We start from the raw sequence: 21,574 nt of genomic DNA on the forward strand, positions 1-21,574 counted from the left end.
CCGTAAGGTACGGGCATGTCCGTTGACGGGTGGAACACACTCCTGGTGCTCGGCGGTATCCGGTCCGGCAAGTCCGAGTTCGCGGAATCGCTGGTCGCCGACGCGCCCACGGTCCGGTACGTGGCCACCGCCCCCGAGGGGGACCCGGAGGACACCGAGTGGGCGACCCGCCTCGCGGCGCACCGGGCCCGCCGGCCGGGGAGCTGGACCACCGAGGAGACCGCCGCCGACCCGGGCCGGCTGGCCGAGGTGATCGCGGCGGCCGGGCCGAACGAGACGCTGCTCGTGGACGACCTGGGCGGCTGGGTGACCGTGCTGCTCGACCCGGCCCACCAGCCCGCCGACGACTCCGCCACCATCGCCGAGCTGGCGGCGGCGGTCCGGGGCAGCGCCGCCCGGCTGGTGCTGGTCAGCCCGGAGGTGGGGCTCTCCCTGGTGCCGACCACCCCGCTGGGCCGGGCGTTCACCGACGCGCTCGGCGCGACCAACCGGGCGGTCGCCGACGCCTGCGACGCCGTGGTACTGGTGGTGGCCGGTCAGGCCGCGTGGCTGAAGCCGGCCGGCGCGCCGCGCCCCACCGTGCCGGCGCCGGCCGGCCCCGGCCAGGCGGGCGCCCCCGCCGCGCCGGCGCAGCCGGACGAGGCGCTGCCCGAGGTGCTCACCCCGGCCGTGGCGCCCGCACCGAGCCCCGCCCCTGCGGGGGAGCCCACCGCCTGGGCCGCCCCCACCATGGCGCTGCCGATGATCGCCACCGGCCTGGTCATCCAGCCCGGCATGGAACTGCCGATGCCCGACGAGTACGCGGGCCCGCAGGCGATCGACCGGCTCGCCACCCTGGACCTCCCCGGCGCCGGCCTCGGCGTGCTGGACCGGGTGGTCGGCTTCGCCGCCGCCACCCAGGGCACCCCGACCCCCGCGCCGTGGAACTCGGTGCGCGTCCTGCTGCTGCACGGTGACCACGCCGGCGGGGCGTCGGCCGGGGTGCCCTCCGGCGAGTCGGCCCGCCGCGCCCGGCAGGCCCGGGCCGGCCAGGGGGCGCTCGCCCGGCTCGCCGCCGAGTGCGGGGCCAGCCTCCAGGTGGTCGAGGCGCCCGCCTCCGCCGCCATGGAGGACGGGCCGGCGCTCTCCGCCGAGCAGGTCGAGTCGGCCCTGCGGTACGGCTGGCGGCTGGCCGAGCAGGCCGCCGACGCGGGCGTACACGTCCTGGTGCTGGCGGCGTGCGGCGCGGGCACCGAGGCGGCGGCCGCGGCGGTGCTGGCGGCGACGGCCGGCGCGGAGCCCCCGGCGGTGCTGGGCCGGGTGATCAGCGAGCAGGGCCTGATCGACGACGCGGCCTGGATGGCCCGCTGCGCGGCGGTCCGGGACGCCCTGCACCGCACCCGCCGCAGCTCGCGCGACGCCAAGGAGGTGCTGGCCGAGCTGGGCGGCGGCGACATCGCGATGGCCACCGGCGTGCTGCTCGGGGCGACCGCCCGCCGCATACCGGTGCTGCTGGACGGGCCGGTCGGGGTGGCCGCCGGCCTGGTCAGCCGCGACCTGGCCGGGCAGGCCCGGCACTGGTGCCTGCTGCCCGACCACGGCGGGCAGCCCGCCGTGCGGCTCGCCGCCGACGTGCTCGGCCTGACCCCGCTGGTGGACCTGCGGCTCAACCTGGGCGAGGGGGCCACCGCGCTGGCCACCCTGCCGCTGTTGAACTCGATGCTGGCGCTCGCCGCCGGCCTGCCGGTGCACCCGTCACTGCGCAGCGGCGCGGACGACGAGGAGTTCGCCGAGCCGGAGCCGGCCGGCCCCGGGCCCACCACCACCGAGCCGGAGCCCGTTCCGCCCCCTTACGAGCCGGAGTTCGCCGAGCCGGAGCCCGCCGGGCCGGGACCCAGCAGGCCCGCTACCGCGGAGCCGGACGAGCCGGTCGCGGTGCCGGAGTCCGCCGACCGGCGTGCCGACTGAGCCCCGGCTCGCGGACGGGATCCGGCTGGCGGTCACCACCTTCACCACGCTGCCGGTGCGCGCCGGTCGGGTCGACCGGGCCGCGGCCGGCACCGCGATGGCGCTCGCCCCGGCGGTCGGGGCACTGCTCGGCGCGCTCCTCGCGGCGATGCTGCTGCTGACCGCCGCCCTCGCTCCCCCGCTGGTCGCCGCCGGGGTCACCGTCGGGCTCGGCGCGCTGCTCACCCGGGGCCTGCACCTGGACGGGCTGGCCGACACCGTGGACGCGCTGGGGTCGTACCGGCGGGGCGCGGCGGCGCTGGAGATCATGAAGAAGCCGGACGTCGGCCCGTTCGGGGTGGTCGCGCTGGTGGTCGTACTGCTGCTGCAGGCGGCGGTGCTCGCGGAGCTGGCCGGGCGGTCGTGGCCGGCGGCGCTCGCCGCGGTGGCCGCCGCCACCGCCGCCGGCCGGCTCGGGGTGGCCCTGGCCTGCCGGCGCGGGGTGCCGGCGGCCCGGCCGGAGGGGCTGGGCGCGCTGGTGGCCGGCACGGTGGGGCCGGTCGCCCTGGTGGTCGGCGCGGCCGCCGTCGCGCTGCTGGCCGTGCCGGCGGTGCCGGACCGGCCGTGGCAGGGGCCACTCGCGGTTGTCGCGGCGCTCGCCGTCGCGGCCGGGCTCCTCAGCCACGTGGTACGCCGGCTCGGCGGGATCACCGGGGACGTGCTCGGGGCCACCGTGGAGATCGTCACCACGCTGGTCTACCTGGGACTGGCGCTGTCCGGCTGAGCGTCACCCGTCCGGGCAGGTAGCGTTCGGGACGAGGCACCGGCACGGTCGAGGGGGACGACATGCTCATCACGGACGACTTCCTGCCCGTACCGGTGCCGGAGTCGCTGGACGCGACCTATCTGGTGCCCATCGCGGGGCTGCCGAAGGTCAGCCCGAAGACGGCGGTGGAGCGCCTGACCGGGCGGCTCGCCGAGCCGGTGCACGGGCTGGCGCGGCAGATGCTGGACAGCCCGCTGATGAGCGTCGACACCCGGCCGATCGGCGAGTTCCCCGAGCTGCCGCCGGACCTGCTCACCGCGTTCGGCGCCACCGAGGCCCAGCTGGCCCGGCTGGCCGCCGCCACCCACCTCGTGGTGGTCCAGGCCGAATACCGGCCGGGCTGGCCGCCGGCGCACGAGTGGGCGGCCCGGGCGGTGGCCGCGGCGATCGCCGAGACGGTCGACGGGGACGTGGTGGACGTCTTCGGCCTCCAGTTCCTCGAGCCGGCGGCCGCGCTGCGCTCGCTCCCCGACGAGCAGGGCCGGATCCGGCTGGTCGACTGGGTGCTGGTGCCGTACTCGTCGGACGCCGACGGGCTGTGGTTCACCACCAAGGGGCTGCGCCGGTTCGGGCTGCTGGAGCTGCAGGCCCAGGGGGTGCCGGACCACCTGACCCGGGCCTGGGGCGCGGTGATGACCGGTGCCGCCCGGCGGCTGCTGCGGGACTGGACCGAGGGGCTGGCCGGCGAGGAGGTGCCCGCGTTCGTGCAGCTCCCGGTGCTGGCCACGGTGACCGGGCATGACATCGCCGTGGCGTACGGCAATCCGGAGCAGCACGGTGCGACCGCGCCGGTGCTGCTGCGGCTGGAGCTGGACCCGGCCACCGACCCGGACGCCGATTCGTTCCTCAGCCTCAACCCGCCGCCGGGGCATCCCGGTCCGGCCGGCCGCTACTTCGCCGCCGCCTGCGCCACCCTGTTCAACGGCATCCAGCCGGACGTCCGGTACGCCCGGCCGGGCGACGCGATGAGCCGGGCGATCGCCACCGCCCGGGCCGGCCTGGGCGACATCCGGGCCCGCTTCCTCGCCGGTCAGTTGCCCACCGAGACCCAGCTCGTGGTCAAGTACGGCCTGCCCGGCGACGAGGGGCCCGAGTTCGTCTGGGCCGGGGTGACGTCCTGGGAGAGCCCGGAGCGGATCGTCGGGGCCAGCGCCAGCGACGCCAACAGCGACCCGAGCGTCCGGATCGGCGCCCCGGTGGTCGTGGCGGCGACGGATGTCGTCGACTGGGCCCTGCTCGACGGCACCGGCGTCATCGAGGGCGGCTGGACCCAGGCGGTCCTGGACGCCGGCGAACCCCCCACCGCCGACTGACGCCCATTTCTCCGTCGATCATGAGGGTGGCGGCGTCGACGGAGATCGACATCGCCGCCAACCTCATGATCAACACATCAGGTCAGCGGACCGAGGGCTGGACGAAGGGTGGGCGGTGGAGGCGCAGGGGGGCGCGGCGGCCACGGATGTCGACCTCGAGGACCTCGCCGTCGGCGAGCTTGGGCTCGGTGTCGATCAGGGCGAGCGCGATGCCCTGCTTCTTCGTCGGGCTGAACGTGCCGCTGGTGACCGTGCCGACCCGGGAGTCGCCGGCGTACACGGCCATCCCCGGGCGCGGAATCGCCCGGTCGACCGCCTCCAGCCCGCGCAGCGTACGCCGGGGGCCGGCGGCCTTCTCGGCGAGCAGCACGTCCCGGCCCCAGAAGGCCGGCTTGTCCCAGCCCACCGCCCAGCCGGAGCGGGCCTGCACCGGGGTGATCTCCAGCGAGAGGTCCTGCCCGTGCAGCGGGTACCCCATCTCGGTGCGCAGGGTGTCCCGCGCGGCCAGCCCGCAGGCCCGCAGCTCGTACGCCGCCCCGGCGGCGAACAGCGCGTCCCAGACGGCGAGCGCGTGCTCGGCCGGGATCACCAGCTCGTAGCCGAGCTCGCCGGTGTAGCCGGTGCGGCACACGGTCAGCTCGACGCCGTCCAGCGTCGCCGCCGAGAAGCTCATGTAGTCGTGCTCGGTGGGCAGGCCCAGCGCGGCCAGCAGGTCCGCCGAGCGCGGCCCCTGCACCGCGAGGATCGCGTACGCCTCGTGCTCGTCGGTGATGACCACCCCGGCCGGCGCGGCGGCGCGCAGGCGGCGGACCACTTCGGCGGTGTTCGCCGCGTTCGGGATCAGGAAGACGTGGTCGTCGGCGTGCAGGTAGGCGATGATGTCGTCCACCACGCCACCGGTCGCCTCGTCGCAGCAGAGGGTGTACTGCGCCTTGCCGGGGGCGATCCGGCCGAGGTCGTTGGTGAGGCAGGCGTTGACGAAGTCCGCGGCGCCCGGCCCGGTGATCCGCGCCTTGCCGAGGTGCGAGACGTCGAAGACACCCACCCCGGTACGCACCGCGGTGTGCTCCTTGAGCACGCCGCCACCGGCGTACTCCAGCGGCATCTCCCAACCCCCGAAGGGGGCGAACTTGGCGCCGGCGGCGGCGTGCCGCTCGTGCAGCGGGGAACGGCGCAGCCGGGTCGCGGCGGCGTCGGAGGTCACCTCGGTCATGGGTGGCAACTTACCGCCACCTGAACGCCTGGTTAGCATCGGCGGGACCCGTCGAGGCCCATCGGCGGGACAGCCACGCGTCCGGCGGGTAGGTTGCCGCCGGAGACCTTCATCGCCGGTACGCGACCACGCGACCGGCCCGGCCCGCCCGGAGTAGCTTCAGTGACATCGCCCCGCACCACCCTCAGCCTGGTCGACACCGACCCCGCCGAACTCGCCGTCGACGCGATCGTGATCGGCGTGCACAGCCAGACCGCGGAACAGGGCTCGGGTTCACCCGCCGGCGCCCTGCTGCTGGCCAGCGGCGCGGAGAGCATCGCCGCCGCGTTCGACGGCAAGCTGACCGAGACGCTGGCGCTGCTCGGCGCGACCGGCGGCCCCGGCGAGGTGATCAAGCTGGCCACGCTTGGCACCATCACCGCCCCGCTGGTCACCGCCGTCGGCCTCGGCCCCGAGCCGTCCGGCGCGGCCCCGGCGCCGGAGACCCTGCGCCGGGCCGCCGGCGCGGCGGTACGCGCCCTGGCCGGCGCGCCGCGCGTGGCGCTCGCCCTGCCGCTGCCCGACGACGCCGACGCCCCGGCGGCGCTGCGCGCGGTCGCCGAGGGCGCGCTGCTCGGCGGGTACCGGTTCGCCGGCTACAAGACCAAGCCGCAGCCGGGACGGCGCGAGCCGGTGGCCGACGTGCTGATCGCGGTGCCGGACGCCGCCGACGCGACCGCGCAGGCGGAGGTCACCCGGGCCCAGGCGGTCGCCGGCGCGGTGCTGACCAGCCGGGACTGGGTCAACACCGCCCCGAACGAGCTGCGCCCGCCGGCGTTCGCCGAGGCCGTGGCCGCCGCCGCCCGGGAGGCCGGGCTCGGCGTCGAGGTGCTCGACGAGGCGGCCCTGTCCGCCGGCGGGTACGGCGGCATCCTCGCCGTCGGGCAGGGCTCGGAGGCGCCGCCGCGGCTGGTGAAGCTGACCTACACCCCGTCCGGTGGCGGCAACGGCAAGCGGGTGGCGCTGGTCGGCAAGGGCATCACCTTCGACACCGGCGGCATCTCGATCAAGCCGGCCCAGGGCATGTGGGAGATGAAGTCCGACATGGCCGGCGCGGCGGCGGTCGGCGCGGCCATGCTGGCGGTCGCGGCGCTCAAGCCGTCGGTGGCGGTGACCGGCTACCTGCCGATGGCGGAGAACATGCCGTCGGGCACCAGCTACCGGCCGGGCGACGTGATCACCATGTACAGCGGCAAGAAGGTGGAGGTGCTCAACACCGACGCCGAGGGCCGGATGATTCTCGCCGACGGCATCGCCCGGGCCTGCGAGGACGGCGCCGACTACCTGTTCGAGACCTCGACCCTGACCGGCGGCCAGGTGATCTCGCTGGGCAAGAAGATCGCCGGCGTGATGGGCACTCCGGAGCTGTGCGAGCGGGTGAAGGCGGCCGGTGAGGCCACCGGCGAGCCGGCCTGGCCGATGCCGCTGCCGGATGACGTGCGCAAGGGCATGGACTCCGACGTGGCGGACATCTCGCAGGTCAATGCCGGCATGGACCGGGCCGGTCACATGCTCCAGGGCGGCGTCTTCCTGCGCGAGTTCGTCACCGAGGACGTGGCCTGGGCGCACATCGACATCGCCGGCCCCGGTTACCACTCGGGCGAGGCGACGGGCTACTGGACCAAGGGCGGCACCGGCGTCCCGGTCCGCACCTTGGTCCACCTGGTCGAGGACGTCGCCGCCAACGGCTGACCCGCACCTCTTGTCGACGGGGTGCCCCTTCCGGGGGCACCCCGTCCGCGCGTCTGCCCGCTGGAGGAGCCGCGCAACTTCGGGGGAGGTTGCCGGGTCCGGACGCGCTGCGGCAGCGACTTCCGCGACGTTGCCGCCGCACGGCCCGAGAGGCGGGCGTCAGAAGAGTTCGGGGCGGCGCTTGCGGCGTTCGTTGTAGTCGCGCATGCGCTGCGGATAGCCCATCAGCCGGACGTCGTAGATCGGGATGGCGAGCTTGTGGGCGAAGCGGCGCGCCTCCTCCGGGCTGCCGACCCGCCGCCGGGTCCACTCGCCGTCGCCGGCGACCAGCATGACGGTGGTCTCGGTGACCGTGGTCCGGGGCTCGATGTACGCCTCGACGCCACGTCGGGTGCGGACAAAGTTCTCAAGGTGGTCCAGATCGGCGCGCTGAGCGACCCGGTCGCGACTCACCGCGTCCGTCCGCTTGCGTCGTCGGAACAGTCCCACCGCGCCCAACCCCTCCCCGTACGTCATCGAAGACGGTGCCAAGCGTACGTGGCGGCGACGTGTCGTTGGGCACCTCACTACGCGCTTCGTCGGCGGTGGTGACAAGATGACCGAGGTGGGGTGTGCCTGTTACTCCACCGTAACCCCCGAAGCAGTGACGCGACCTGGGAGTTGGACGTGAGCGAGCCGAACGACGCAACCTTCGACATCGTGATCCTCGGAGGTGGTAGCGGCGGCTACGCGACCGCGCTGCGCGCCGCCCAGCTGAACCTGTCCGTGGCCCTGATCGAGAAGGGCAAGCTCGGGGGCACCTGCCTGCACAACGGCTGCATCCCGACCAAGGCTCTGCTGCACGCCGCCGAGATCGCCGACCAGACCCGCGAGTCGGAGCAGTTCGGCGTCAAGGCCGAACTGGTCGGCATCGACATGGCCGCGGTCAACTCGTACAAGGACGGGGTGATCTCGCGGCTCTACAAGGGCCTCCAGGGCCTGGTGGGCGGCGCCAAGAACATCACCTTCGTGGCGGGCGCCGGCAAGCTGGTCGCGCCGAACACCGTCGAGGTCGACGGCAAGCGCTACACCGGCCGCAACGTCGTCCTGGCCTCCGGCTCGTACGCGAAGAGCCTGCCCGGCCTGAAGATCGACGGCGAGCGGATCATCACCAGTGACCACGCCCTGGTCATGGACCGGGTGCCGGCCTCGGCGATCGTGCTCGGCGGCGGCGTGATCGGCGTCGAGTTCGCCAGCGTGTGGAAGTCCTTCGGCGTCGACGTGACCATCGTCGAGGCGCTGCCCCGCCTGGTCGCCGCCGAGGACGAGGAGTCGTCCAAGGCGCTGGAGCGGGCGTTCCGCAAGCGGAAGATCAACTTCAAGGTCGGCAAGCCGTTCGAGAAGGTCGAGAAGACCGAGAACGGCGTCCGGCTGACCATCCAAGGTGGCGACACCGTCGAGGCCGAGCTGCTGCTGGTCGCCGTCGGGCGCGGGCCGAACACCGCCAACCTCGGCTACGAGGAGCAGGGCGTCAAGATGGACCGCGGCTACGTGCTGACCGACGAGCGGCTGCGCACCAGCGTGCCGAACGTCTACGCGGTCGGCGACATCGTGCCCGGCCTGCAGCTCGCGCACCGCGGCTTCCAGCAGGGCATCTTCGTCGCCGAGGAGATCGCCGGCCAGACCCCGGCCGTGATCGACGAGGCCGGCATCCCGCGGGTCACCTACTGCGACCCGGAGCTGGCGTCGGTCGGCCTGACCGAGACGAAGGCCAAGGAGCAGTACGGCGCCGACAAGATCAAGGCCTACAACTACCCGCTGGGTGGCAACGGCAAGAGCCAGATCCTCAAGACCACCGGCCACGTGAAGCTGGTCCGGGTCGAGGACGGCCCGGTGGTCGGCGTGCACATGGTCGGCGCGCGGGTCGGTGAGCTGATCGGCGAGGCGCAGCTCATCTACAACTGGGAGGCGTACCCGGCCGAGGTGGCGCAGCTCGTGCACGCCCACCCGACGCAGAACGAGGCCCTGGGCGAGGCGCACCTGGCCCTCGCCGGCAAGCCGCTGCACGCGCACAACTGACCACGACAACCGCGGCGTCCGGCGACGGGCGATGATCCCACCAGGGGAATGAAGGAGTCTGGAGAACATGCCGGTATCGGTCACCATGCCCCGGCTCGGTGAGAGCGTCACCGAGGGCACCGTCACGCGCTGGCTCAAGCAGGAGGGCGACACCGTCGAGGTCGACGAGCCGCTGCTGGAGGTGTCCACGGACAAGGTGGACACCGAGATCCCGTCGCCCGCGGCGGGCGTGCTGAGCCGGATCGTGGTCGGCGAGGACGAGACCGCCGAGGTCGGCAGCGAACTGGCGGTCATCGCCGGCGAGGGCGAGCAGGCCGGCGGGGCGGTCGCGCCGCAGGCGGCCCCGGCGGAGGAGGCCGAGGAGGCCGCCGCCGAGCCCCAGGCCGAGGCGGAGCAGCCGGCCGTCGAGCAGCCGGCGGCCCAGGCGGCCCCGGCGCCGTCGGGCGCGGGCACCCCGGTCAAGATGCCAGCCCTCGGGGAGAGCGTCACCGAGGGTACGGTCACCCGCTGGCTCAAGCAGGTCGGCGACAGCGTCGAGGTGGACGAGCCGCTGCTGGAGGTGTCCACCGACAAGGTCGACACGGAGATCCCGTCGCCGGTCGCCGGCACGCTGCTGGAGATCAAGGTCGCCGAGGACGAGACCGCCGACGTCGGCGCCGACCTGGCGATCATCGGTGCGGCCGGCGCGGCCCCGGCTGCGCCGCAGCCCGAGGCCAAGCCCGCCCCGCAGCCCGAGGCCAAGCCCGCCCCGCAGGCCGAGGCCAAGCCCGCGCCGCCGGCCCCGGCCCAGCCGGCGCCGAAGGTCGAGGAGCCGACCCCGGGCGTGTCCTACAACCAGCCGGCCCCGGAGGCGGAGACCGCCGCCCAGCCAATGCGGGCCGAGCAGGCCGCGCAGCCTGCCGCGCCGACCCCCGCCCCGCAGCGTCCGACCGCCCCCGTCCAGGGTGGCGGCGAGGAGGCCGCCGGTTACGTGACCCCGCTGGTCCGCAAGCTGGCCGCCGAGCACGGGGTGAACCTGTCCTCGGTGAACGGCACCGGCGTCGGCGGGCGGATCCGCAAGCAGGACGTCCTCGAGGCGGCCGAGAAGGCGAAGGCCGCCAAGGCCGCGCCGGCACCGCAGGCCGCCGCTCCGGCCGCTGCGGCTGCTCCGGCGAAGCCGGCCGCAAAGCCGCAGCCGAGCGCGAAGCGCGGCACCACCGAGAAGCTGCCCCGGATCCGCGCGGCCATCGCCAAGCGGATGCAGCAGTCGCTGCACGAGATGGCGCAGCTCACCACGGTGATCGAGGTGGACGTCACCAAGATCGCCAAGCTGCGGGCACAGGCGAAGGACTCCTTCCAGCAGCGGCACGGCGTGAAGCTGTCCTTCCTGCCGTTCTTCGCCCTGGCGGCCGTCGAGGCGCTCCAGACCTACCCGATCGTCAACGCCGGGATGGACCTGGAGGCCGGGACGATCACCTACCCGGACGCGGAGCACCTCGGCATCGCCGTGGACACCGAGCGGGGCCTCCTGGTGCCGGTCATCCACAACGCCGGCGACCTGAACCTGGGCGGGATCGCCAAGCGGGTCGCCGACCTGGCCGAGCGGACCCGGACCAACAAGATCAGCCCGGACGAGATCGCCGGGGCGACCTTCACGCTGACCAACACCGGCAGCCGGGGCGCCCTCTTCGACACCCCGATCGTGCCGTCGCCGCAGTCGGCGATGCTCGGCACGGGTGCCGTGGTGAAGCGTCCGGTCGTGGTCAACGACCCGGAGCTGGGCGAGGTCATCGCGGTCCGCTCGATGGTCTACCTGGCCATGTCGTACGACCACCGGCTGATCGACGGCGCGGACGCGGCCCGCTTCCTCGTCGCGGTCAAGGAGCGGCTGGAGGCCGGCAACTTCGAGGCCGAGCTGGGGCTCTGACGCCCTGACGACGAAGGGCGCGCGGCTTGAGCCGCGCGCCCTTCGTTGTACCGGAATCCGGCGCGCAAGCGTCCGGCCGCTGAAAGACTCGTCCGGTGAGCGGCTTCGGGAGGCGCCTCGGGCCTGCGGTGCCGATGGCTCCCGCGGCCCGGGTGGACCGGTTCGAGATCTTCTTCGACCTGGTTTTCGTCTTCTCGTTCTTCATCATCACCCGGTCCACCGCGCGGGATGTCAGCGGCGGGGCGCTGCTGCACGCCCTGCTGGTCCTCGCGGTGCTGTGGTGGTCGTGGGTGTTGCACAGCGTGGTCGCCACCCGGGTCCGGCTCGGCGAGGGCTTCGTGCCGGTGCTGATGACGGTCGGCATGGCGGCGCTGTTCACCTTCGCCCTGTCGCTGCCGCAGGCGTTCCACGACGTGCGGGGCAACGCCGCCGGGCCGGTCGTGGCGGCGGTCAGCTACATCGTGTTCCGTCTGGTTCACGTGCTGCTCCTCCTGCAGGCGACGCGGGGCAGCCCGGGCGAACGCCGGCAGTTGACGAAGTTGACCCCGGAGTTGGTCGGCAGCACCCTGCTGCTGCTCGCCGCCGCGCTGATCCCTGGGGCGATACACGACTCCGCCGCGGCGCCAGTCGTCCGGGACGGGCTGTGGGGCCTGGCCGTGCTGCTCCAGTACACCACCGGCCAACTCGCCAACGCCTCGGGCTGGGGCATCGCCTCGGCCGAGCACTGGACCGAACGGTACGACCTGATCCTGATCATCGCCCTGGGCGAGTCGGTCATCTCGGTCGGCGTCGGGAGCAACCTGATCGGGCAGCCACCCACCCTGCCAGCGGTGGGTGCAGCGGTGCTCAGCATCTTCTTCACCGCCGCGCTCTGGTGGGCGCACTACGACATGATCGGGCCGGCCGCCCGGATCGCCCTGCACTCGGCGCAGGGCAAACCCCGGCTCACCATGGCCCGGGACGCGTACGCGTACTGCTACCTGCCGATGATCGCCGGCATCATCCTGTTCGCGCTCGGTGCCGAGCAAATCGTTCACCAGATCACCAGCCCGAACATCTCCAACTGGGAGCCGGCCCGCGGCCCGGCCGAGCCGCTGCTCTTCGGCGGGGTGTTCCTCTACCTCTGCGGCGACATGCTGTTCCAGCTGCGGACCCTGCACACCCTGAGCTGGACCCGGGTCGGCACCCTCGGGCTGCTCGCCATCTGCCCCCCGCTGGTCGACCAACTGCCGGCGCTGGGCACCCTGGCACTGCTGACCGCGATCTGCGTGGGCATGGTTGCCGCCGAGGTGGTGATCTTCGAAGAGGGCCGGACGGCGCTGCGCAAGCTGGTCTTCGAGGAACGGACCGCCCACGAGGCGCACGAGGCCGCCTACCGGGCCCGCTGGCACGAGCCGGACGAGCGGGACGAGGGCGAGTGACGTGGGCGGCGTACGGCAGCCGGGTCGCGTAGGGTGCGGCGTAGCGTCGCGGTGCACCCGGCACGAAGGCCGCCGAGGGCATGGAGGCGCGGGACAGCAGGGGACCATGTGCACCCATCCCACTCACCGGCCGGGCGACTGACCGCCCTCGGCACCCAGTTGATCGAGATCCACCACTGGCTCCGCGAGGAGCTGGCCCGGCTCCGCGCGAGCCTCGACTCCCCCGACCGCGCCGGCCTGTCCCGCGAGCTACGGGCCCACTGCGTCGGCTTCTGTGCAGCCCTGGACCGGCACCACACCGGCGAGGACGCCGGCGCGTTCCGCGTCCTGGCCGAGCAGGTGCCCGAGCTGCGCCCCGTCCTCGCCCAACTGAGCGAGGACCACCGGGTGGTGGCGGACCTGCTGCGCCGGGTCGACGCCCTGCTCACCGGGGCGGCCGACGGGCCGGCGGTCCGGGCCGAGCTGGACGGCCTCGCCGCGCTGCTCGAGTCGCACTTCAGCTACGAGGAGCGGAAGCTGGTCGGCGCCCTCGACGCGCTGACCGCCGGCACGCCTCACGAACTGTTCGGCATGGAAGTCCCGACAGTCGCGGATTGACCTCGGCGGCGCAACTTCGGGGAGTTGCCACCTCCGGGCGCCGGTAGGCAGCGCTTTCCCCGAAGTTGCTCCCCGAAGGGGCACGCGCCACGCGGCGGATTCGCCCGTTGGCAGAATCGGCCCGGGCGCGCTGGCCGGCGCGGGTGGGGGCACAGCATGCTGGGGCGATGGTGACCTTCTCCGTCCAGGCCCGACCGACCGACGCCGCGAGCTGGCTCGACCTGGCCCGCCGGGTCGAGGCGGCCGGCTTCGACGCCCTGTTCGCCGCCGACCACCCGGGCCACGGCGCGTCGCCGTTCGTGGCCCTCGCCGCCGCGGCGGCGGTGACCTCGACGCTGGGCCTCGGCTCGTACGTCTCCAACGCCGGGGTCCGGGAGCCCATCCTGCTGGCCACCGACGTGGCCACCCTCGACGTGGTCTCCGGCGGGCGGGCCCGGCTCGGCGTCGGCGCCGGCCACACCCCGGCCGAGTGGCGGGCCGTCGGCCGCGAGCGCCCCGACGTGCCCGGCCGGGTGCGCCGCTGCATCGCCGTGGCCGAGGCCGTGCGCGACCTGCTGGCCGGCAAGGAGATCACTGTGGACAGCCCAGACCTGGTCGCCCACGCCGCGCGCCTCACCGAGCTGAGGCCGGTGCAGGACTCGGTCCCGCTCACCATCGGTACGTCCAACTCGACGCTGCTGCGCTGGGCCGGCGCGCACGCCGACGTGGTGGGCCTGTTCGGCGCCGGCCGTACCCTCCCCGACGGCCACACGCACGAGGTGCGGTGGCGGGCCGACCAGATCGAGGCGCAGCTCGCCCACGTGGCGGCCGGTGCCGCCGGTCGCGACACGCCGCCTGTGCTGGAGGCGCTGGTCCAGCAGGTCACCGTGACCGACGACGCCGAGGCCGCCGCCGTGCAGTTCGCCGAGCACGCCGGTCTCACCACCGCCGAGCTGCTCGCCACGCCGTTCGTGCTGATCGGCACGGCCGAGGAGATCGTCGCGGCGGTCGCGCAGCACCGGCGCCGCTGGGGGATCACCCGCTTCGTGGTACGCGCCGATGCCGTCGACGCCCTGGCCCCGCTCCTCCCCCACCTGGCGTCCCTGTCCTGATCCACCCCCCGATTCGCCGATGTGGCGGTGTCCCACCTGCCCAGACACCGCCACATCCCCGCACTGGCGTCTGACCGGCGGCCACGTACACGAGCCGCCAAACTGGCTTCGTAGCACCTCGTAGCACACGGGGTTAGATTGTCGCTGTGGCTGAGCACGCTCCTCGCGAGATCACGCAGCGCGAACTGCGCAACGATTCGGGTGCCATCATGCGTGGCGTTGAGCGCGGAGAATCGTTCACGATCACCCGAAACGGCACTCCGATCGGTCGGCTGATCCCAATCCGGCGACGCACCTTCGTTCCCCGAGCCGAGGTCATGGCGGCCTTCGCGACAGCTCCGGTACTCGACGAATCCAGATTCCGTAGGGACCTCGACGCGGCGATCGGGCAGGACCTTCTCGACCGTGAGTGGTGAACTTTCCTTCGCGGCTTGATCGACACCAATATCGTCATCCACCTCGCTGGCCTGTATCCGGCAGAGCTACCCGAGGAGATGGTGATCAGCGCCGAACCGTGATCCTGGACCGGTCAGGCTGCCCGCAACGCGCGAGATGGACGCAGCCGCGCAGCGGGGCGGGGGCCGACGCGAACCCGGCCGTGGTTCGCCGACCGGCCCGTGGTCAGCGGCGGGACCGCTGACCACGAGAAGCCGAACCCGTCACACGGCCCGGGCGAAGGTCGGGTAGTAACCGCCGGACTGCCCGGCGGCCGTCGGGTGGTACGAAATGCTCGTGTCGGCCCAGTTCAACGCGTGCAGCCACTTCTCGCCGTAGGCGCAGAGCTCGTTGCCACGGAAGATCGGGCGGACATCGGCGAAGACGAAGCTGTTCTGGACAGCGGCATTCTTGGTGATGTCGTCCAGGAGGTTGATGCCTTCGTTGATCTTCGCGCGGGACATGTCGCTGAGGCCGGGGCAGTAGGTGTCGATCCGGTAGAAGACCGGGTAGGCGATGACCACCACGCGGGCGGACGGCGCACGTGCGCGGATCGCCTGGTACAGGTTGTTCAGCTTCGGCGGCAGCTCCGTCCGAGCCTTGTCCTCGGCCGCGTTGACGGCCGCGATGCACGCCGACTCGCCGTACACCACGCAGGTGGTCATAACGTCGCTGAACCCGACGTCGTTACCACCGACGGTGATGCTCACCAGCGTGGTGCTGGTCGACAGGTAGCCCAGCTGGGTGTCGCGCACGCTCGTCGTGGTCGCACCCGAGCAGGCCACGAAGGTGTACGACGCGGGAGCGTTGGCCGTGGCCCACAGCGACGGGTAGGCGTTGGGGCTGCGGCGGCACGAGCCGCTTTCGTTGCCGGCGCCCACGCCGGAGGCGTACGAGTCGCCGAGGGCGACGTATCGGACGGTGGAGGCCGCTTGGGCCGGCGTGGCCAGCGCGATAACGCTGGCAAGCGCCGTCGCCAGGCTCATGGTGAGGGTTGCGAGGCGGGATCTGAGCACGGGATCCTCCGAGGGGGGCGAAGGAACGATTCGGATCTATATAGATATCACTGGATACATCTGCCTCGGAAGACCTGTCGGGAAATTCGGGCAAGCCCGCCGGCGGGGCAACGGCACCTCGGCTGGCAGGGGTTGCCACGGCGGGAGGGCCCACAGCCAGGCCGGCATGGGGACGCCTGCTAGAAACTCCGGGTGGCACGCGATGACGAAATCTCCGCCCGGACCGCTGCGGAGGAACTGGCCGGATCCGTTGTGGACATCGTCGACGGGGCGCTCCGGTCGGTGATCCTGCACGGATCACTGGCGGCGGGCGGCTTCCGCGTCGGTCGCAGCGACATCGACCTGCTCGTCGTCGTCGACGGTGGACTGTCCGACCCGCAGCTCGATGCCCTGGCGGACCGGGTGCGCCACGCCCGGATCGACGGTGCCGCCGGCATCGACCTGCACGTCGTGACCGCCGCGGTGGCCGGCGCGCCGACGCCGGCGCCTCCGCTGGAGCTGCACGTCGGCCGGTACGACGGCTCGTCCGTCGGGTTCGAGGTCGACCGCCGGGTGCCGGCCGCCCCCGACCTGCCGGCCGAACTGTCGATGGCACGGGCCGACGGGCACGCGCTCCGCGGCGCTCAGCCGGGCGAGGTGCTCGCGCCGGTGCCGGGCGAGTGGCTCCACGAGCGCGGCCGGTACTGGCTGACGACCTGGCAGTCGCGCACCGACGACGCGGAGGACGCGGCCCTCATGGTCCTCACCGCATGCCGGATCTGGCGCTTCGCGGTCGAGGGCCGGCACTGCGCCAAAGCCCAGGCCGCCGGGTGGGCACTCGACCGCGACCCGTCGCTGACCGCGGTCCGGCAGGCGCTTCACCAATACGAGGTGAATCCGGCGGCGCCGATCGACGCGGACGGCGTCGCCCAGGTGCTCGACACCGTGCTGCGCGAAACCGCTCCAGCACGGTGAACACGCACCCAGTCAGAAGCTGAAACTCCGGATCGCGGCGCCGCCGGAGGCGGCGGTCGCCACGAAGAACCGGACCAGTTCCTCGTGGTGGTCCCGCAGGTAGTCGAGGTCGTCGTCGTCCCACACCCGCCGATGCGGGTAGATCTCCTCCGCGCTCAGCTTCGCCGGGTCGTAGTGGCCGGCCAACGCCTCGAACGGCGTCGCGCTCAGGGCCCGGGCGGCGTCGGCGACCATGCCGTCGTCCCAGCCCAGGAGGGTGCACTCCTGGTCGATGAGGAAGCCGTCCTCGTACAGGTCGACGCCCACCTCGGCCGCGTCCAGCAGGAACTGGATGCCGGCCCAGGACTTCTCGAGGTAGCAGATCGGCAGGTTCTCGCCGTCCAGATATTCCGCCGCCCACTCCGGGTCCGCGATCGCCCGGTCCAGTTCCTGCGGGGTCACCCTGGTGAACCACAGGGTCATGCCCATGAATCCACCGCGCTCACCGGTCAGGCGCGTTCGGCAACTCCTCGGCGACGAACACGCCGACGCCTTGGACGCCCTCGACCAGGCCCTCGGTCCTGAGCGCGAAGATGGCCTGGCGGACGACGATGGTCGAGACTCCGTGCTCCTGGCAGAGCTGAGCCGTGGACGGGAGCTTGTCTCCCGGAGCGAGTTCACCGGACGCGATCTGCCCACGGATGTGGTCCGCAAGCTGCGCCCATTTGGGCTTGGCGGGCATCTGTTCTCCCTGGTCTGCACCGCCATTTGAGCACGAGGCAGCTTGTTATGGCAACCAATGCCCAGCCATACCCTTGCTTTATATAAGCGCCTATCCTAGGCTTGGCTCGACCGGCTCCTCCTGGTCTGCAAACCCGGAGCTGGTCGTCCCGTAGGACCACCTGGCCGGCTGCTCCCCCGGTAGTCGGCCGGGTGCCACCCCATGCCCGCGACCCGGTGTCGACGGGCTCGTGAGCAGGCCCGGGGCGGGTGCCGGGCTCCGGCCGGCCATGCGCGCGCACGGTCGACCCCGCCCGTCTCGGCGCCGCATCCAAGAGAGGCGGAGCAGCGTGCGGACAGTGGTCGACCAACCGGTGGACGCGATGGAGAAGGTGCTCGGCGAGCTGCCGATGCCCTGGGTGATCAACGAGCTGCGGGTCCACGGTGAGCTGCCGGTCCGCGTACCCGATGGGGGGTGCTGACGATGTGGCCGCGACGGAACGCGGCGTCGGTGCCGCTCGCGCCCCGACACCGGCGGACCTGGCGACGCGGGCGGCGCTGGTGCTCGTGCGGCCTGCGCTGGACCGCCTGCCCGGACCGGCACGCGCCGATCCCCACCGAGCCGCCCGCGCCGCCGCCGAACAGCCGGTGGTGGGACGAGGCCACCCGGGCGAACCCGCAGGTCGGGCGGGCCGGCTGGCTGACCCCGGCGCAGACCTGGCGGGCCAACGGCGGCCGGTGGTGAGTCGGCCGCACACGCCGCTCCGGCCGCTCTGGCTCTGCCGGGCCTGCGCCGCGCCCTGGCCGTGCCCGACGGCGCGGCTCACCCTGCTCCGCGAGTACGTCGATGACCGGGTGGCGCTGCTGGTCTACCTGGGCGGGATGCTGCACGACGCGGCCGCCGAGTTGCACCTCCTGCACCCGCAGGACGGGCCGACGCCGGGGCAGCTCTACGCCCGCTTCCTCGGCTGGGCAGTCGGCTCTCGACGCGATCCATTCACGTCATCAAGTTCGTAGCGGCCGAACAGTTCACTCCGCCTTCGTCAGGGGCGACGGGAGGGGCAGCGCATGCCTTGACTTGGAGAGCGCTCGAAGTCGAACACTGGACCGCATGACGATGACACGGACACTCGGCCGCAGCGGCATCACGGTCAGCGCGGTCGGCATGGGATGCTGGGCGATCGGCGGGCCACTGTGGGGCGACGGCGGGCAGCCGTTCGGCTGGGGCGAGGTCGACGACGACGAGTCGGTCCGCACCATCCACCGGGCGCTCGACCTGGGCGTCACCCTCTTCGACACGGCCAGCAACTACGGCGCCGGCCACAGCGAGCGGATCCTCGGCCGCGCCCTCGCCGGGCGGCGCGACGACGCGGTGATCGCCACCAAGTTCGGCAACCGCTCCGACGAGGCCAGCCGGCGCTGGACCGGCACCGACGCCAGCCCCGCGTACGCGGTGGCGAGCCTGGACGAGTCGCTGCGCCGGCTCGGCACCGACCACGTCGACCTCTACCAGTTGCACATCAATGACCTGCCGGCGTCCGCCGCGCTCGATCTGATCGACGCCCTGGAGGGCCTGGTCACCCAGGGCAAGATCCGAGCGTACGGCTGGAGCACGGACAATCCGTCGTCGGCGCGGGCGTTCGCCGAGGCGGGACCGCACTGCACCGCGATTCAGCACGACGAGTCGGTGCTCCACGACAACCTCGACATGCTGGCGGTCTGCGACTCGCTCGACCTGGCCAGCCTCGACCGGGGCCCGCTCGCGATGGGCCTGCTCACCGGCTCGACCCGGGCGGTCGGCCGGGACGACGTGCGGGGGGTGGCCCCGGAGTGGCTGGTCTGGTTCACCGACGGGCGGCCGACCCCGGAGTGGTCGGCCCGGGTCACGCAGATCCGGGACGCGCTGACCGCCGACGGTCGTACGCTCGCCCAGGGCGCGCTGGGCTGGCTGCTGGCCCGCAGCCCGCGGACGGTGCCCATCCCGGGCTGCCGGACGGTGGCCCAGGCCGAGGAGAACTTCGCGACGCTCGCGCTCGGCCCGCTGCCCGCCGAGGCGTTCGCGGAGGTGGAACGACTCCTGGCCGACCTGCGCCCGGCGGCCCCGGTGCGTTGACTGCGGGCGGCGGGACCGGCGAGTGACGCATGCCGCTCAACGCATCCGGCGCCGGGTCCGTACCCGAAGATATGAGCATGCGGATCCTCATGGCCGGAGTGTCCGGCTTCCTCGGCACCCGACTGGTCGACCGGCTCACCGCGGACGGGCACCAGCTCACCCGTCTCGTCCGCCACCCGCCGCGCACGCCGGACGAGCGGCAGTGGAATCCGTCCGCCGCGCAGCTCGACCCGGCGGTGGTCGCCGACGCCGACGCGGTGGTCAACCTGGCCGGCGCCGGGGTGGGTGACCGGCGCTGGAACGACGAGTACAAGCGGCTGATCCGGTCCAGCCGGGTGGACACCACCACCACGCTGGCGATCACCATCGCCGGTCTGGCCGCCGCCGACCGGCCCGCGGCGATGCTGAACGCGTCGGCGGTCGGCTGGTACGGCAACACCGGCGACCGGGTCGTGGAGGAGGACTCCCCGGCCGGCGAGGGCTTCCTGGCCGACGTCTGCCGGGTCTGGGAGGCCGCGACCCGGCCGGCCGAGGACGCCGGCGTACGGGTGGTGCGGCTGCGCACCGGCCTGCCGCTGGACCGCGTCGGCGGGATGCTCAAACCGCAGCTGCTGCCGTTCCGGCTAGGCGTCGGCGGGAAGCTGGGCAGCGGCCGGCAGTGGCTGCCCTGGATCTCGATGCGGGACTGGCTGGACGCGGTGGCCTTCCTGCTGGCCCGCGACGACCTCGCCGGCCCGGTCAACGTGGCCAGCCCGAACCCGGTCACCAACGCCGAGTTCGCCCGGGAACTGGCCCGCCAGCTGCACCGGCCGGCGATCATGCCGGTCCCCGCGCTGGCCCTGAAGATCGCCCTCGGCGGCTTCGCCCACGAGGCCCTGACCAGCGCGCGGGTCCTGCCCGGCGTGCTGACCAAGGCCGGCTTCACCTGGACCCACCGCGACCTGCCGAGCGCGCTGCACGCCGCCCTCACCGAGTGACCCGGCGAGGGCGACGGCGGGCGGTCAGCAGCCGATGACCCAGTAGTTGGGGCCGGTCTGCTTGAGGGTGGTCGTGTTGAAGGTGTTGTAGAGGCCCATCTTCTGGTTGCTGCCCAGGGCGTAGGCGTAGCCGCCGGACTGGTAGGCCCGGCCGGCGCTCACGTGGGCGTAGTTGCTGGCGGTCACGCAGGCCGGCGGCGCCGTCGGGGTCGGCGACGGGGACGCGGTCGGCGTCGGGCTGGGCGTCACCCCGCCGTCGAGGCCGAAGAAGAGCGCGTCCCGGTACGTCGAGCAGATGGTGTCCAGGAAGTACGCGGCGGCGGTCCCGCACTGGTCGGTGGCCGAGCCCGGGTCGACCGGGGTGCCGTGGCCCATCCCGGCGACCCGGTAGAGCCGGACCTGGTCGCTGCCGTACACCTCGAGGCTGGTGCCGGCGGGCAGCGTGGCGGTGCTGGTGGGGGTCTGCGACACCCCGAGCACGTTGGTCCACTGGTCCCGGGACTCGACGGCGTTCGCCACGGCGACGGTGTAGTCGCCGGTCCCGTGCCAGATCGCCACCCGCGGCCGCTTCCCGGCGTACCCGGGGTAGGCGTTGCGGACCAGGTCACCCCACTGGGCCGGGGTCTTGTCGACGCCGGGGTTCATGCAGGAGTACGCGCTGGTGCTGCTGGTGGCGCAGCGGTACGGCAGGCCGGCGATGACCGAGCCAGCGGCGAAGATGTCCGGGTAGGTGGCGAGCATGACCGCGCTCATCGCCCCGCCGGCGGACAGGCCGCTCACGTACACCCGGGCGGCGTCGGTGCCGTAGTTGGTCCGAGCGTAGTCGACCATCTGTTTGATCGACAGGGCCTCGCCCTGGCCGCGCGCGGTGTCCCCGGTCTCGAACCAGTTGAAGCAGGAACTGGAGTTGTTGGCAGCTGGCTGCTGCGCCACGATCAGCGCGAACTTCCACAGGTCGGCGTACTTCTGCCAGCCGGAGTTGGCGAAGTAGCCGCCGGCGTTCTGGGTGCAGCCGTGCAGCAGCACCACGGCCGGCGCGTTGGCCGGCAGGCCGTCCGGCCGGTACGCGTACATGGCGAGATTGCCCGGGTTGGAGCCGAAGCCGGTGACCTGGGTGAGCGAGGCGGCCTGGGCGGGGAGGGCGGCGGTGAGCGCCGCGGCCGCGGCCAGCAGGATCCCGGCCGCCGCCCCGGCGAGGCGGGTGAGGATGGATGAGGAGCGGCGCACGGCGACCTCCCGACGGCGAACTGTGAACTGAGTCACGCTGAAGTTGCCGAGACGTTACGTCCGGGTTGCGC

General features: G+C 73.3%; 22 protein-coding genes. 16 read left to right on the plus strand and 6 right to left on the minus strand.

The window, feature by feature from the left end:
• Positions 1 to 15 precede the first annotated feature (15 nt).
• From ACGF4F_RS09870 to ACGF4F_RS09880, 3 genes are all read left to right on the plus strand, one after another.
• Positions 16 to 1,947, plus strand: coding sequence for a bifunctional adenosylcobinamide kinase/adenosylcobinamide-phosphate guanylyltransferase (locus ACGF4F_RS09870; RefSeq protein ID WP_393076352.1), 1,932 nt, complete (start codon positions 16 to 18; stop codon positions 1,945 to 1,947).
• Positions 1,937 to 2,710 carry an adenosylcobinamide-GDP ribazoletransferase gene (locus ACGF4F_RS09875; protein WP_393076355.1) on the plus strand — a complete coding sequence of 258 codons (774 nt, stop codon included), beginning with the start codon at positions 1,937 to 1,939 and terminating at the stop codon, positions 2,708 to 2,710. Before ACGF4F_RS09870 ends, ACGF4F_RS09875 begins: the two co-directional genes overlap by 11 nt.
• A gap of 62 nt (positions 2,711 to 2,772) precedes the next feature.
• Entirely contained in the window at positions 2,773 to 4,065 is a 1,293-nt protein-coding gene (locus ACGF4F_RS09880) for a DUF2314 domain-containing protein (RefSeq protein WP_393076358.1), read from the plus strand.
• Between the two features lie 82 nt (positions 4,066 to 4,147).
• Here the strand turns inward: ACGF4F_RS09880 and gcvT are convergent, their stop codons facing one another.
• Positions 4,148 to 5,278, minus strand: coding sequence for a glycine cleavage system aminomethyltransferase GcvT (gene gcvT, locus ACGF4F_RS09885; protein WP_393076361.1), 1,131 nt, complete (start codon positions 5,276 to 5,278; stop codon positions 4,148 to 4,150).
• Between the two features lie 162 nt (positions 5,279 to 5,440).
• On the opposite strand from gcvT, the gene ACGF4F_RS09890 reads away from it, so the two are divergent.
• Complete coding sequence (locus ACGF4F_RS09890; protein ID WP_387422386.1) at positions 5,441 to 7,009, plus strand: leucyl aminopeptidase; 1,569 nt, start codon at positions 5,441 to 5,443, stop codon at positions 7,007 to 7,009.
• Between the two features lie 159 nt (positions 7,010 to 7,168).
• Here the strand turns inward: ACGF4F_RS09890 and ACGF4F_RS09895 are convergent, their stop codons facing one another.
• Positions 7,169 to 7,498 carry a hypothetical protein gene (locus ACGF4F_RS09895; protein WP_393076831.1) on the minus strand — a complete coding sequence of 110 codons (330 nt, stop codon included), beginning with the start codon at positions 7,496 to 7,498 and terminating at the stop codon, positions 7,169 to 7,171.
• A 177-nt stretch (positions 7,499 to 7,675) separates the two neighbouring features.
• Between ACGF4F_RS09895 and lpdA the strand changes: the two genes are divergently transcribed.
• From lpdA to ACGF4F_RS09925, 6 genes are all read left to right on the plus strand, one after another.
• Positions 7,676 to 9,067: a dihydrolipoyl dehydrogenase gene (lpdA, locus tag ACGF4F_RS09900; protein ID WP_393076365.1), complete on the plus strand. Its 1,392-nt coding sequence runs from the start codon at positions 7,676 to 7,678 to the stop codon at positions 9,065 to 9,067.
• A gap of 67 nt (positions 9,068 to 9,134) precedes the next feature.
• Entirely contained in the window at positions 9,135 to 10,973 is a 1,839-nt protein-coding gene (sucB, locus tag ACGF4F_RS09905) for a 2-oxoglutarate dehydrogenase, E2 component, dihydrolipoamide succinyltransferase (RefSeq protein ID WP_393076367.1), read from the plus strand.
• A gap of 134 nt (positions 10,974 to 11,107) precedes the next feature.
• Positions 11,108 to 12,394 (plus strand): low temperature requirement protein A, encoded by a 1,287-nt coding sequence (locus ACGF4F_RS09910; protein ID WP_393076834.1) that lies wholly within the window; start codon positions 11,108 to 11,110, stop codon positions 12,392 to 12,394.
• 108 nt (positions 12,395 to 12,502) lie between these two features.
• Entirely contained in the window at positions 12,503 to 12,991 is a 489-nt protein-coding gene (locus tag ACGF4F_RS09915; RefSeq protein ID WP_393076370.1) for a hemerythrin domain-containing protein, read from the plus strand.
• A 167-nt stretch (positions 12,992 to 13,158) separates the two neighbouring features.
• Complete coding sequence (locus tag ACGF4F_RS09920) at positions 13,159 to 14,082, plus strand: LLM class flavin-dependent oxidoreductase (protein WP_393076373.1); 924 nt, start codon at positions 13,159 to 13,161, stop codon at positions 14,080 to 14,082.
• Positions 14,083 to 14,228: 146 nt separating this feature from the next.
• Positions 14,229 to 14,498: a type II toxin-antitoxin system prevent-host-death family antitoxin gene (locus tag ACGF4F_RS09925; protein ID WP_357435023.1), complete on the plus strand. Its 270-nt coding sequence runs from the start codon at positions 14,229 to 14,231 to the stop codon at positions 14,496 to 14,498.
• A gap of 243 nt (positions 14,499 to 14,741) precedes the next feature.
• Here the strand turns inward: ACGF4F_RS09925 and ACGF4F_RS09930 are convergent, their stop codons facing one another.
• Positions 14,742 to 15,533, minus strand: a complete 792-nt coding sequence (locus ACGF4F_RS09930; protein ID WP_393076376.1) for an SGNH/GDSL hydrolase family protein — start codon at positions 15,531 to 15,533, stop codon at positions 14,742 to 14,744.
• A gap of 192 nt (positions 15,534 to 15,725) precedes the next feature.
• Here ACGF4F_RS09930 and ACGF4F_RS09935 point away from each other — a divergent pair, with 192 nt between their 5' ends.
• A complete protein-coding gene (locus tag ACGF4F_RS09935) occupies positions 15,726 to 16,487 on the plus strand; it encodes an aminoglycoside adenylyltransferase domain-containing protein (protein ID WP_393076379.1) in 762 nt (253 codons plus the stop codon).
• A 12-nt stretch (positions 16,488 to 16,499) separates the two neighbouring features.
• On the opposite strand, the gene ACGF4F_RS09940 is transcribed toward ACGF4F_RS09935, so the two are convergent.
• Both ACGF4F_RS09940 and ACGF4F_RS09945 read right to left on the minus strand, forming a co-directional pair.
• Positions 16,500 to 16,955 carry a DUF1877 family protein gene (locus tag ACGF4F_RS09940; protein ID WP_393076382.1) on the minus strand — a complete coding sequence of 152 codons (456 nt, stop codon included), beginning with the start codon at positions 16,953 to 16,955 and terminating at the stop codon, positions 16,500 to 16,502.
• Positions 16,956 to 16,968: 13 nt separating this feature from the next.
• Entirely contained in the window at positions 16,969 to 17,208 is a 240-nt protein-coding gene (locus ACGF4F_RS09945; RefSeq protein ID WP_387272282.1) for a winged helix-turn-helix domain-containing protein, read from the minus strand.
• 337 nt (positions 17,209 to 17,545) lie between these two features.
• On the opposite strand from ACGF4F_RS09945, the gene ACGF4F_RS09950 reads away from it, so the two are divergent.
• The 5 genes from ACGF4F_RS09950 to ACGF4F_RS09970 all read left to right on the plus strand — a co-directional run bounded on the left by ACGF4F_RS09950 (position 17,546) and on the right by ACGF4F_RS09970 (position 20,276).
• Positions 17,546 to 17,668, plus strand: a complete 123-nt coding sequence (locus ACGF4F_RS09950; protein WP_393076385.1) for a hypothetical protein — start codon at positions 17,546 to 17,548, stop codon at positions 17,666 to 17,668.
• 2 nt (positions 17,669 to 17,670) lie between these two features.
• On the plus strand, positions 17,671 to 17,931 hold the full coding sequence (locus ACGF4F_RS09955) for a hypothetical protein (RefSeq protein ID WP_393076388.1): 261 nt from the start codon (positions 17,671 to 17,673) through the stop codon (positions 17,929 to 17,931).
• A complete protein-coding gene (locus ACGF4F_RS09960) occupies positions 17,928 to 18,203 on the plus strand; it encodes a hypothetical protein (RefSeq protein WP_393076390.1) in 276 nt (91 codons plus the stop codon). Before ACGF4F_RS09955 ends, ACGF4F_RS09960 begins: the two co-directional genes overlap by 4 nt.
• Positions 18,204 to 18,297: 94 nt before the next feature.
• Complete coding sequence (locus ACGF4F_RS09965; protein WP_393076393.1) at positions 18,298 to 19,299, plus strand: aldo/keto reductase; 1,002 nt, start codon at positions 18,298 to 18,300, stop codon at positions 19,297 to 19,299.
• 77 nt (positions 19,300 to 19,376) lie between these two features.
• A complete protein-coding gene (locus ACGF4F_RS09970; protein WP_393076396.1) occupies positions 19,377 to 20,276 on the plus strand; it encodes a TIGR01777 family oxidoreductase in 900 nt (299 codons plus the stop codon).
• Between the two features lie 24 nt (positions 20,277 to 20,300).
• On the opposite strand, the gene ACGF4F_RS09975 is transcribed toward ACGF4F_RS09970, so the two are convergent.
• Complete coding sequence (locus ACGF4F_RS09975; protein WP_393076399.1) at positions 20,301 to 21,503, minus strand: PHB depolymerase family esterase; 1,203 nt, start codon at positions 21,501 to 21,503, stop codon at positions 20,301 to 20,303.
• Between the last annotated feature and the right edge of the window lie 71 nt (positions 21,504 to 21,574).

The organism is Micromonospora sp. NPDC047740, assembly GCF_043204735.1.
Classification (GTDB): domain Bacteria; phylum Actinomycetota; class Actinomycetes; order Mycobacteriales; family Micromonosporaceae; genus Micromonospora.

Excerpts from the sequence above, each read along its gene's own strand:
- ACGF4F_RS09870 (WP_393076352.1), top strand. The coding sequence starts at position 16 with ATGTCCGTTGACGGGTGGAACACACTCCTGGTGCTCGGCGGTATCCGG.
- ACGF4F_RS09880 (WP_393076358.1), top strand. The coding sequence starts at position 2,773 with ATGCTCATCACGGACGACTTCCTGCCCGTACCGGTGCCGGAGTCGCTG.
- gcvT (WP_393076361.1), bottom strand. The coding sequence starts at position 5,278 with ATGACCGAGGTGACCTCCGACGCCGCCGCGACCCGGCTGCGCCGTTCC.
- sucB (WP_393076367.1), top strand. The coding sequence starts at position 9,135 with ATGCCGGTATCGGTCACCATGCCCCGGCTCGGTGAGAGCGTCACCGAG.
- ACGF4F_RS09910 (WP_393076834.1), top strand. The coding sequence starts at position 11,108 with ATGGCTCCCGCGGCCCGGGTGGACCGGTTCGAGATCTTCTTCGACCTG.
- ACGF4F_RS09920 (WP_393076373.1), top strand. The coding sequence starts at position 13,159 with ATGGTGACCTTCTCCGTCCAGGCCCGACCGACCGACGCCGCGAGCTGG.
- ACGF4F_RS09940 (WP_393076382.1), bottom strand. The coding sequence starts at position 16,955 with ATGGGCATGACCCTGTGGTTCACCAGGGTGACCCCGCAGGAACTGGAC.
- ACGF4F_RS09945 (WP_387272282.1), bottom strand. The coding sequence starts at position 17,208 with ATGCCCGCCAAGCCCAAATGGGCGCAGCTTGCGGACCACATCCGTGGG.
- ACGF4F_RS09955 (WP_393076388.1), top strand. The coding sequence starts at position 17,671 with ATGTGGCCGCGACGGAACGCGGCGTCGGTGCCGCTCGCGCCCCGACAC.
- ACGF4F_RS09965 (WP_393076393.1), top strand. The coding sequence starts at position 18,298 with ATGACGATGACACGGACACTCGGCCGCAGCGGCATCACGGTCAGCGCG.
- ACGF4F_RS09970 (WP_393076396.1), top strand. The coding sequence starts at position 19,377 with ATGCGGATCCTCATGGCCGGAGTGTCCGGCTTCCTCGGCACCCGACTG.